Origin of the sequence: Rhodovarius lipocyclicus (assembly GCF_009900765.1) — a bacterium.
GTDB classification, from domain to species: domain Bacteria; phylum Pseudomonadota; class Alphaproteobacteria; order Acetobacterales; family Acetobacteraceae; genus Rhodovarius; species Rhodovarius lipocyclicus.
Genome location: NZ_JAAABL010000001.1, coordinates 545760 through 556565 on the forward strand (window position 1 = coordinate 545760; position 10806 = coordinate 556565).

Genomic DNA, 10806 nt, shown 5'->3' on the forward strand with positions numbered 1-10806 from the left:
GTCTCAGCCTGACCGCCGGCGCCTACAGCAATGCCCGAAATTCCCAGAAGCGCCAGTCGAAGTATAAATTCATGCGAATATTCTGCGGATGGACGCCGCCGTCATGCGAGGGCAAAAGAATTGCGATGGAGATTCATTTCTTGCCCCATTCCTAATTCCCCGATGTTTACTTATGACGCGACGTGGTCGCGTGCCATTGCGCGGCCTGACGAGCCGTCGACTTCATAATATCGCCCAGTCTATCAAGGTCTGAAAATGGCCGGAAGCCGAATGGCGGCTTCAAGCCGCCGCTTCCACGGAAGCAGACTTGGAGCCGATGTAGCGAGGCAAACCCTGCGGCTTCATACTCGTCGGAGAACAATTACGCTTCGTTCCCGCACGCGCACAGAAAATCCATCTTTTCTAGCGCAAGGTGGCCACTTACCGTGGAAACGCCAGTTGCAAGCACCTCGCGATCCTGTTTCCATCCGGACCTGGAACGGCGTGCGGTGGGCCATGAACCAAGGAAGGCCGACACAATGATGCGCTCGACCATCGGGAGGCTGCGCCGTTGGTAAATTTCCCAGTCTTCAAGACTCTGAAGGTCGACGGTTACCTTCTCTATCCGGGCCACCCGCCCGAATCGCCTGGCATTAACATTACCTTCACGCCTGGCCCGTGGCTGGTCATCGGGGTTAATGGTCTGGGTAAGAGCACGCTACTCCTTATGCTTCGCCATGTGCTTACCGGTCCGGTGCGGGCTCGCGCTGCCGGCTTCACAGGCGAGCGGTCTGATCTCCAGCAGGTTGATCCTCGGTTTTTCGCACACCGGGTACTTGATGCTGCCCGATCAGCTCAAGCTACAATCACCGTGAAATTTGGCGTTGCGGTACTTGCTGTCACTCGCAAGCTAAGCGACCTATCCTTGGTAGAAGCGTCGCTGGAGGCTCCGGAAGGCGTAGAGCCGGTTGCTACCGAGACCTCGTACCGTGAACTATTGGCGCGAGCGATGAATCTCGCCAGTTTCGACGATGCCCTGCGCGCGATAGATAGGGTAACATTTTTCCTCGAAGCCCGCGACCCACTCATCTGGGACACCGCAGCGCAATTTGAGCTGTTCCGCGCAATTCTCCTTCCACAGCAATCAAGTGAACTCAGGAGACTTGAGAGCATCATCGTCTCTGCCGACAGCTCGGCACGCAATCTCAGTGCTACCATATTCACCCTTACCAAGCGTCGCGATAGTCAAATCCAGCGCAACGCTCAGGCGGCGGGGGTACAAGCTCAACTGGCTCTTGCGACTGCAGAGCTTGATGAAGCTCAAGCTATTGAAGTCACACTTCGTCAACAACTAGATCAGTATGACGAACAGCGCGCGGATGCACGAGTTCAAACGAAGCGCGCAGATCGCGCGGCGGTTGAAGCTGCCTCTGCATATGAGCAAATTAAGTACGAGGTATTACGGCATGCCTTCGCCGGTGTCCCGGCGACCGATCAGTACGTATTCCTAAAAATCATAACTGACCGGATTTGTATCGCTTGCAATAATGAGGCTGAGGAGTTTGCTAGTGAGCTAGAACTTCGCCGCAAAGAAAACCGCTGCCTGGTCTGCGGTCAACCTCGGGCACAAAGTGAGACCGTGGTGTCAACCACGGCGGCACTCCAAGAGCGGGCCGAGGCCGCATATGAAACGCTCATGGCAGCACGAGTAGAGCAGGAAGAACTAAAAACTCGCTTTAATGCCGCCGAAGCAGCTTTCGTGGCGACTGATCGTAGGCTCGACGAGTGCCGTCTCAAAGTAGATTCTTCCCAACGTGAAGTGCGACGGCTGCGGAACAGATTGCCGAGTGCAGATCAGGTTGAACTCGCTGCTACAGAAGATCGCATCGTCGGTTTGCGTCACGAAGTAAATAGGTTCCGGAGAGAGCGCGACGAAGCCGAAGAGCAAATTGGAGCGCTGATTGGAGCGCTCAGCTCGGCAACGGAGGCCATACGTGAAGGGCTGATATCGAGCTTCCAAACTCGTGCCGATGAGTTTTTTGCGGAGCGCGTCCAACTGGTCTACGCCCCGCGCAAAGACCGCATTGGGCAAACAGGGCGCGCCTTCGAGTTTCCTGCTTTTGAAGTAGAGATGACAAGCGGCGCGACACAGTCGCAGTTTATCCGCCGGCGAGCGGATCAGGTATCGCTCTCCCAGCGCGAATATCTGGATATGATATTTCGGATTAGCTTGATTGAGACGGTAGGGCGCAGCCTCGGGTCATTCATCAGTGACGGCCCGGAAGGATCACTTGACGCGGTTTTCGCATCCCGGGCAGGCGATCTATTTGCTCATCTTATTTCGACCACGTCAGAGAATACTCTCATCATGGCCTGTAATGTAGTAGCTGGCCACTTCATTCCTAACACGCTGAGAAATTACGCCACGCCCGACGATCGGAAGGCAAGGCTGGTAAACCTACTCGATCTTGCATACCCAACTTCAGCGCTGACTGAGCTTCGGGCAGATTATAATCGAGAGATTGCTGCTATTCTCGAACAGGCACCTCGGTGACCTATGAGCGAATCAGCAACCGCTTTCCCCTACCTTATTAGAGCGCAGCTACTCCAGATGCTCTCTGCAATAGAGCGGACAGGTGGAGTTGCTATATCGCTGGAATCATTAAATGCGTTCGCCTACTTTGCGAATGTACTAAGCCCGCTGTGGGAAATTGAACCGGTCGAAGGGTCCGTTTTGAAAGACGGCGCGCCTAGGTTTCCGGCGCTTGAAGCACAGTTAGACCAACTGGTGGGTGCGGGCCTAGTGGACGTTGCATCGCTGTCCGTGGAGGCTCAGCTTGACGCCCCGGCCAAGCTGATAGCGCTGTTCCGGATCAACCACATCAAAGCAGCGCCGGTCCTAAAAGCCATCCAAGCTTTGCCGGATGAGCGGTCCTCGGAAGGCTTTCTGTTAGAGCTGGCTGCGGCATTCCTCGATATCGCGCCGGATCGACAGGACGATGCTGCGATCAAGGATGCTGCGTATTCCAATCCCAAAGTATCAGCGGGCAGAGTTGTCGATTTTGCTGAGTGGGTCTCTCCGACACGAGGCAACGCTTCGTGGAATGTAGCACAGACCTTCCAGAGATATGTACCAGAGGAGGTAACACTCAATCGAGCAGAGAAGCTCGTTATGTACATGAGCCTGATGAAGCGGAGGGCAAATGGCTGACCCATCATCCCTCGGCGGGGTTCCCGAAAGCGAGATCGCTGCAACTGCCGCTGCGCTGGGCGTGCCCAGCGAAGCTGGGTCTTCCTTACTGACACGATTTATACGTGGTGTAGTTAGCTTAGTGACGAAGCGCCATACGAGCGGTGAAAGCGGCCAGTTCGCCGTGTTTTTGCAGAGTGATGCGGTCAGTGAGCATGCCAAGAAATGCCGTCACGTTGAAGTTCCCATGCTCTCCAATGGCGCTGATCCTGTCTCGAATAGAGTTTTCCTGTCTTCACCGACGCTGAAATCCTCCTTCAGGCTTTGTCTGAATTGGACAGATGCAGCATCGCTCTTCGGCGCCATCCGCGAAGTTGGATTGGGTGATGTACCGGCCTTTGTAGTGGATTTTAGAGGCAATGTTCCGGTCGCCCATATGTATCGCCGAGGCCTTGATGACCCGGAATCAGCAGAAGATATTCCGCTGGCCGGACTTCCAATTACCACCGATCAAATGAAGTCGGCGCTAGACCGATTTTATGAAGCATCCTTGCGCACCCCATTCCTAATTACGGAGGCGCATGGTCAACGTGTTTGGAAGGACGCCGGGGCTGGCACACCCGAATCTCGCCCCGAGGAAAGGATCCAGGGTCGGCTGGTAGACCTGTTAAGAGGCGCATTTCCGCATCACGATCTAAGAGGCGAGCCTCGGACGCCAGACGGCCGCGCAGATATCGTTGTCTCCAGAAAGACGATATCTATCGACAGCTTGCCAGCCGTAGTGACGGAATGGGTGCTAGAGCTAAAGGCACTCGCAGATATGACTACAAATGGCACTCCATCGAATGCCAACCACCCCGAAGCAGTTCGCTCTGCGCTTGAGCAAGCTCTAGCATATCAGGCTCAGCTCAATGGCGTTAAAGCTGCGGTCTGCTGCTACGACATGAGAGGCGATGACGAAGGTGATGCTGTCTGCTTCGCCCATATTGCGGCGGATGCGGCAACGAATCAGGTGCCCCTTTGGCGTTGGTACCTGTTCCGCGATACCGCAGAGTCGCGTGCGGCGCGCGGCTATCTCACACCCGCACCAACGTAATCAGCGTCTCTGCAAGCTGCTCGCGCCCGCCCTGCTGAGGTGACGCGCGCATCGAACGGAAAGGCTCCTCGCCGGCGACCTCGAAGCCACCGGCTAGCGCCAGCTCGTTGAGGATTTGAGCAACCGGCACCAACACGCCGGCATACTGACTATCACCCACTACCATGTAGGCTCGGCCGCCTGGAATGAGCCCCCCGTAGAGCTTAGTCAGGATGACGTTCATGTCGGCGAAGTAGGCCGACACCATTGCCGGGATATCCTGATCCCAGAGCTTCGCCCGCACACCATCAAGCTCAGACGCCACCCGCTCCAAAGTCGATGATTCAAGCACAGGCGCATCGAAGGATCGCTTGATCTGCACATGGCTCCGGAGTGTGGAAAGGCGCAGCTCGCGGTTTTCAGCACTGCTCCCCAGGTAGCCGCATACCCATAGCTCGACGTTGTACACGTCCGTGTAGTCGAAGGAGTTTGGGTACGGGGGAGAGAAGACGGTGAGGTCATAGCCCGCATTGGTCGGGATCAGCTCGCGAGCGTCGCCTCGGAGCACCTGGTACCCCTTGCCCAGCCGGTTCTCGTAGCGGCGTATCTCATAGATCGCCTTGATGACGGCGTGTGAGAAGGCAGCGTCGACTGCATCTGGACCTGGTTGCCGCTTCTCCCAGTCACGGCGATAGCGACGACCCTTCCCACTCACGACCACATTGCTGATCGACAGTGAGATGGCGCCAAGCAGCACTAACATGAGCCGGCGGTTGGCCGGGTCCGCGACCTTCCGAATGGCAGCACGAATGGAAGCGATGCGCGATGCTACTGGACGCGAGAAAATGTACCGATTGCTTACGCCGGGCTCAACGAAGGTCGCAGGAGCACCGGGGAACGGCTCGGCGTACTCGCGGTAGCGGCACTTAATCACCTCGCTGAAATCCGCCACTAGTTGGTCGGCATCATATGACGACAGCTTGGCCTCGATGAGGTCAGCCAGGAACGGATTAACCTCAATGGTAGTAGGGGACACGCCAAGGAACTGGCAGGCCAGTGCAGTGGTTCCGCTCCCCCCGAAGGGATCGATGCAGGACGTGACCGGACGGCCAAGAGCGCGGCTGGTCTCTTCGTAGGCTTGTCCGATCAGCTCCGGAGCAAAAGCTTCTTTGAAGTTTCGCCAACCCTGGAACGCTGCACGGTCGGTGCCGATGTTGGTAGACAGATGGAGCGGTCTGCGACCATCAAGCCAGTCGTCAAAGGTAACTGCTTCTGCGGCGGTCATCGCGGCTGGCTGTTCATAGTAGGGCTCCTGATCGCCGCATTTGGCCGGTTATAGCCGCGTTTTGTCACGCCAGCAACCAATTATGCCGCGTCTGGCGATGTAATCCTACTCAGCAGGTATGACGGCCACCTCCACTCGTGGGCGCCTCTTATCGATAGCTAACTCACCGCTGAAGCCGGCACCATGCCCGTGTCAGCCCCTTTTCATCCGGCAGCATCTACTAAACAGTCATCAATGAAACTCTTGGTCAAGGCGACATTGTCGATGTCCTTGCGCTGGTCCTTCGAGAACCACGTGTATGTGTTGCGTGCCGGATAGGAAGTGAAAGGCTGCGACCTGGCCACCCTCGCCTCCTGCACTACTCGTTCGGTCTCGGTGCACTTGATACTAGCACTCTTCATGCGATACCGTTGGAAGGAGGTGGTATGGGTGTTGAGCTCGGCTAACTTTCCTTCGATAGTGAACTTCAATCAGCCATTGTATCAGAGCTCAGGAAAACCCCGCCGGAAATGCAGGCATCTTCTTGAAGATGTGTGCCACTTTCCGCTTCAGAACAGATACACCGTTTGTCACATGCGGTGCCTATCCCTACTCTCTTTAACTTCGGGTTCACGATGTTCGCCTTGGGGGCAGGCGACGCCGCTAGCGCCATTCTGAATGGCGACAGCGGCTACCGCTTCAAGCGCCGCCTTTGTCGTATCTCAGTGGGGAATGCTTAAGCGGCCTTGTAGTGCCCCTGGCCGGTAGTGATTTTGCCTTCCTTCTTAAGCGCGGCGACGGCATTGCTGATGCTCTGCTCGCGCGACTTCTCAGTAGCATCCATTGCCTTGAGCAAGTCCTGACGGCTGATGCCATCCGGTCTCCTCTTGATGGCAGCGAGAACGTCGTCCCGCACGCCAGTGCGGCGGGTACCAGTGGCGAAGGCCTTGCGGGTGACCCTAGGGGCCTTACCGCCCACCACGTTCCCGGGGTTAAAGTAGTTCTCGATGCGCTCGAGCTTGCCGTCGATAGCGGCCAGCTCTTCGTCGATGGCCGCGCGGCGTGCCATCACCTCCTCACGCTGCTTCGTGAGGCCGTCCTTGGCCCTCATCATGAAAGCGTCCGGGTCGATATCATCCTTGAGCTTTTTCGCAGCAGGTGTGTCGGACATAGATAGCCTCCTGAGCTTGTGTGTCACTCATAAACCCGCACCATTTCACTAACAAGCGCGCAGGGCGGAACTACTATGCGGTTTACCTTGCAAGGAATATCTCTATCCATCGCAACGAGAAGTTCGAAGTAGCCCTCCACTCAGCAAGCGGCTGCTGGTGAAGCATATATCTGCGCCGACCGCTCAGGCCGGCTTTGGGTACCGCGTCCGTAGAATTCCACTTTCCAGAACAAGCAAGTTGCCAAAGAATGTCCGCATCGGGCGCAAAGCAGTCATCAACATCGCGTCTATGATTTTGTGGCTTGTCGCTAGGTTCAGGCGCTCCCGAGTTCGCAGCACAGTGTCCAGGCGAGCGACCTCTCGGGGTCCCCATCGTCTGGATGAGTGCCGGCTGGGCATCGCATTTCGGGCTCCAGCCACAACGCCAGCACCTGTGCCTTCGCGCGAATACCGAGCAAACTTGTCGCAGGGTGTGTCGCCATCAAACGCATGATCGCCCCCTGCCTTGCAGCGATTGCACCGAGCCTGACGTCGACCTGCCGTGTGTACTCCACGTGCTTCTGGCTGAAATGGGGTTCCTGCAGGCGCTCCTCCTCCAGCGCCAGCGACGCAAACTCGCGGGCAAGCTCCAGGAGGAGAGCATCCGTCTCTCCGCCCTGTACCTGCTGAACCCTTGGTCTTTCCGCGATGGCATCGCCGCCCGTGGCAACCGCATGCCCCATCCCTGCCAGCATGGCCATCGCCATGCCCGCCCTCCGCGACATCTCCGCCATAGGAATCTAGGCGTGGATGAGGGAGCGCGGGTACGGCAAATAGCGCGCAGCCTGCGGGACCAGAATAGCCTCCAGCCACGGGACGGGCAGGATCGCCACCCTCCCGGTCTTCCCTCGCCTCGTGATAACCTGCTGCTCAGCCTGTGGCATGGGGATCTCCTTGCCTGGGTCAGGCCGGGCGTTGGTGCTCGAACACCGCGTCCGGCCGCACGCCTCGCGTGCGGGGCCCATGCACCGATACTGACGCGTCGCCAGTCAAGCCGCAGCTTGCGAGGTCATGCCGATTGAGTTGACGCCTCCATCGGAAGGAACCGGGCCCACTGGGCCCGGTCGACGCAGATCACTCCCCCTCGACCACCGGCGCCCCCGAGCACAGCCCGCCACCCGGCAGTTTGTCCCAGGCGTCCTTGTGCGGCATCGCATCCGACCAATTGAACCCCGACCAATTCGCCGCCTGGTTCGGCCGAGCCTCCCGATAGGCCTTGGTCAGGGCTACCGCCTCCTCCTGCGACAGCACAAAAAACTGGTCCGGCTTTCGCCCATTGCCGCCCGGCGGCACCAGCGCCAGCACATAGAAGAGATCCTTCTGCGGCGCCTTGTCCTTCACCAGCCACACGCCTGGTGCCGCCATCCCCTTCACGTCGATCTTGAAGGCCTCACCACCCGGCGTCCCCGCCAGCAGATCGTAATCCGGCGTGTGGCTGCCCTGGGTGAAAGCCACCGTGTAGCCGCGGCGAGAGAGTTCGGCGGCGACCAGGAACTCGGCGGTCCACTTGCTGCCATGGTTCTTCCGGGGAAGCCGTCCGCGCGCTGCCGGCCCTGTGGCCTCGACGCTGGGAGCGAGGTCTTCGGCGACATCAGTATTCGTGGTGAGCGAGGTCATAGGGTCTCCTGCAGAATGTTACTTATAGGATGCATGACCGAGCCAAGTCGTCTCTCAAGCTGCCATCTGGCTCGGCCCGTGAGAGAGCATTTGCCTTCCTATGCCCGCAGCAGTCGAGTCTAAATGAGACTCATCGTCTGTAGAGAATATCAGCCATCCAACGCCCCTTACGGGCATGGACATCCGGCGCCGCGTGGGCCGAAATCTGCATCGTTTCCGCGAGGAGCGCGGCTTCAGCCAGGAGGAGCTCGCCTTCGAGGCGGAGCTGCATCGCACCTATATCAGCGGTGTCGAGCGCGGGGTGCGGAACCCGACGATCGAAGTGCTGGCCAAGATCGCATCGGCCCTCGGCGTCCTGCCGCATCAGCTGCTGGAGCCGCCCCCTGCTGGAGCACCGCGTCCCGGTCGGACGCGTCGGCGTAGCCGCGCGCCTGAGCCATCAGAGTAGGCAGCGCCGGCGTCGCGGATCTGCAGCCTTCAGTCTAATGCCCCGCTGCGACGTGACCTCCAAGGTGCCGGAGTATGACCTCCATACCCGTCCAGATTTTGGGGGTAGGCGTGTCACGAGGTACTAGACATTGATTCCGCCATTCGGCATCTTCTGCGGTGAAGTACCCTGCTGACTCGATATGAGATGTCGGCAGAGCGTAGGTTGGCCGCTTATGCCCACAGTACTTCCCGCGTGCGGGCACGCTCAAGGCATCCTGCCGAGAGCCGGTTTGCCGTGATGGTCTTTTGAAATTGGCGCTCACCCATAGCGCTGATCGAGAGATTGATCATGGCAAAGCCCTCGTCTCGGGGCCGTGCGGCGCATGCTGTACGCTCCGTCTCTCAAGCTAATCGCGATATCCGTGTCGCTGATCAGGTTGTCCTTAGGTCGCTAAGCGACTTGCGCCTGAATCCGCATAACGCGCGGACGCACAGCAAAAACCAGATCGGGCAGCTCGCCGCCTCCATCCGTGAGTTCGGCTTCACGCAGCCCATCCTCATCGACGAGCACAACGTCATCCTGGCCGGCCACGGACGCCACGCGGCAGCCAAGCGCCTGGGTATGACCGAGGTGCCCACCATCTGCATCTCCGGCCTATCCATGGCGCAGCAGCGTGCCTTGCTGCTGGCCGACAACAAAATCGCCGCGAATGCCGGATGGGACCGCGAAATCCTCATCGAAGAGCTCGAGGCGTTGTCGATCGAACTGCCAGAGCTCGAGATCGATCTGGGGATCACGGGTTTCGAGCCGGATGAGGTCGAGGCCATGCTGGCCGCGCCGCGCAAGGGCCGCCCGGCACCTGAGGATCTTCCGCCGCCCCCAGAACCGTTTCCGGTCTCCCGCCTGGGCGACCTTTGGCTACTCGGCAAGCACCGGCTGCTCCACGGGGACGCTCGCAGCGCGGACGACATGGCGCGCCTCATGCAGGGCGACGTCGCCACCATGATCCTGACCGACCCGCCCTACAACGTGGAGGTCAACGGCCATGTCCGCGGCCGAGGCCAGCATCGCTTCGAGGAGTTTGCCTTCGCCAGCGGCGAGATGACCGCGAAGGAATTCACCACCTTCCTCGACATCTGCATCGCCAACATGGCCGGCCATCTACGCGATGGCGGCCTCGGCTACTTCTTCATGGACTGGCGCCATCTGCCCGAGCTGCACGCCGCGGCCATGGCGCATTTCACCGAGCAAAAGAACCTCATCGTCTGGGACAAGCGGACCGCCGGCCAAGGCTCCTTCTACCGCAGCCAGCATGAGCTGTGCGCCATCTTCAAGGCCAGTAACGCGCCGCATGTCAACAACATCGGCCTCGGCAAGCACCGTCCCACCCGCTCCAACATCTGGTCCTATGCCGGGGTGTCGGGCTTCCGACAGGGGCGGGCCGAAGAGCTGGCCATGCACCCCACCGTCAAGCCGCTGGCCATGATGGCGGACGCCATCATCGATGCCACGCGCAAGGGCGAGACCGTACTGGATCCCTTCTTGGGGTCGGGCACCACCCTCATGGCGGCCGAGCACACCGGCAGGCAGTGCTGCGGCATGGAGTACGACGCCCGATACGTGGATGTCGCCATTCGCCGCTGGCAGACCTTCACCGGCCAGGAAGCGGTGCTGGCGGGCGACGGGCGCACCTGGCGCGAGGTGCGTGAGGCACGCCGCACCGAAGCAGAAGCCTCCGCTGCACAGCCCGCTGAACCTCATTCCCCCATTCGCCCCGTGGTCCCGCGGGTGCGGATTCTGCCGCCGCATCTGCGGACGCCCGCCGGCGGCAGCTCCCCCCAACCCCTGGATAGGCTGCAGCACCAAGCTGCGCGTCAGTGACCTCCATCCCGATCTTAAGGACACGAAACATGGCTAGGGTCAGGACCCATTGATATGAGCGTCGCGATCTGATTCAGGCTCCGCGAGGAGACCGGGATGAGCGACCTGTTTTGGCTAACGGATGAGCAGATGGAGCGGCTGCGGCCGTTCTTTCCGAAGA

The 10806-nt window shown here is 59.3% G+C and carries 9 protein-coding genes; 5 read left to right on the forward strand and 4 right to left on the reverse strand.

Translation table 11 applies throughout. From position 1 onward, the window contains the following. Window positions 1-850: 850 nt before the first annotated feature. Genes GT007_RS02810 through GT007_RS02820 form a run of 3 tightly spaced genes read left to right on the forward strand, consistent with a single transcriptional unit; the run spans window position 851 to window position 4265 of the window. Entirely contained in the window at window positions 851-2533 is a 1683-nt protein-coding gene (locus GT007_RS02810) for a coiled-coil domain-containing protein (protein WP_160120022.1), read from the forward strand. A gap of 3 nt (window positions 2534-2536) precedes the next feature. After that, window positions 2537-3190 (forward strand): hypothetical protein, encoded by a 654-nt coding sequence (locus tag GT007_RS02815; RefSeq protein ID WP_160120023.1) that lies wholly within the window; start codon window positions 2537-2539, stop codon window positions 3188-3190. After that, window positions 3183-4265: a hypothetical protein gene (locus tag GT007_RS02820; RefSeq protein WP_160120024.1), complete on the forward strand. Its 1083-nt coding sequence runs from the start codon at window positions 3183-3185 to the stop codon at window positions 4263-4265. The genes GT007_RS02815 and GT007_RS02820 overlap by 8 nt, the downstream gene beginning before the upstream one ends. Here the strand turns inward: GT007_RS02820 and GT007_RS02825 are convergent. The 4 genes from GT007_RS02825 to GT007_RS02840 form a co-directional block, all read right to left on the reverse strand. After that, window positions 4246-5529 carry a hypothetical protein gene (locus tag GT007_RS02825; RefSeq protein WP_160120025.1) on the reverse strand — a complete coding sequence of 428 codons (1284 nt, stop codon included), beginning with the start codon at window positions 5527-5529 and terminating at the stop codon, window positions 4246-4248. The genes GT007_RS02820 and GT007_RS02825 overlap by 20 nt on opposite strands. Before the next feature lie 715 nt (window positions 5530-6244). Continuing rightward, entirely contained in the window at window positions 6245-6679 is a 435-nt protein-coding gene (locus GT007_RS02830) for a hypothetical protein (protein ID WP_160120026.1), read from the reverse strand. A 314-nt stretch (window positions 6680-6993) separates the two neighbouring features. Continuing rightward, entirely contained in the window at window positions 6994-7425 is a 432-nt protein-coding gene (locus GT007_RS02835) for a hypothetical protein (protein WP_160120027.1), read from the reverse strand. A 367-nt stretch (window positions 7426-7792) separates the two neighbouring features. After that, on the reverse strand, window positions 7793-8335 hold the full coding sequence (locus GT007_RS02840; RefSeq protein WP_160120028.1) for a hypothetical protein: 543 nt from the start codon (window positions 8333-8335) through the stop codon (window positions 7793-7795). 175 nt (window positions 8336-8510) lie between these two features. On the opposite strand from GT007_RS02840, the gene GT007_RS02845 reads away from it, so the two are divergent. Together GT007_RS02845 and GT007_RS02850 are read left to right on the forward strand one after the other, a co-directional pair. Further along, window positions 8511-8783, forward strand: coding sequence for a helix-turn-helix domain-containing protein (locus GT007_RS02845; RefSeq protein WP_160120029.1), 273 nt, complete (start codon window positions 8511-8513; stop codon window positions 8781-8783). A 441-nt stretch (window positions 8784-9224) separates the two neighbouring features. After that, window positions 9225-10646, forward strand: a complete 1422-nt coding sequence (locus tag GT007_RS02850; protein ID WP_236571454.1) for a site-specific DNA-methyltransferase — start codon at window positions 9225-9227, stop codon at window positions 10644-10646. Window positions 10647-10806 lie beyond the last annotated feature (160 nt).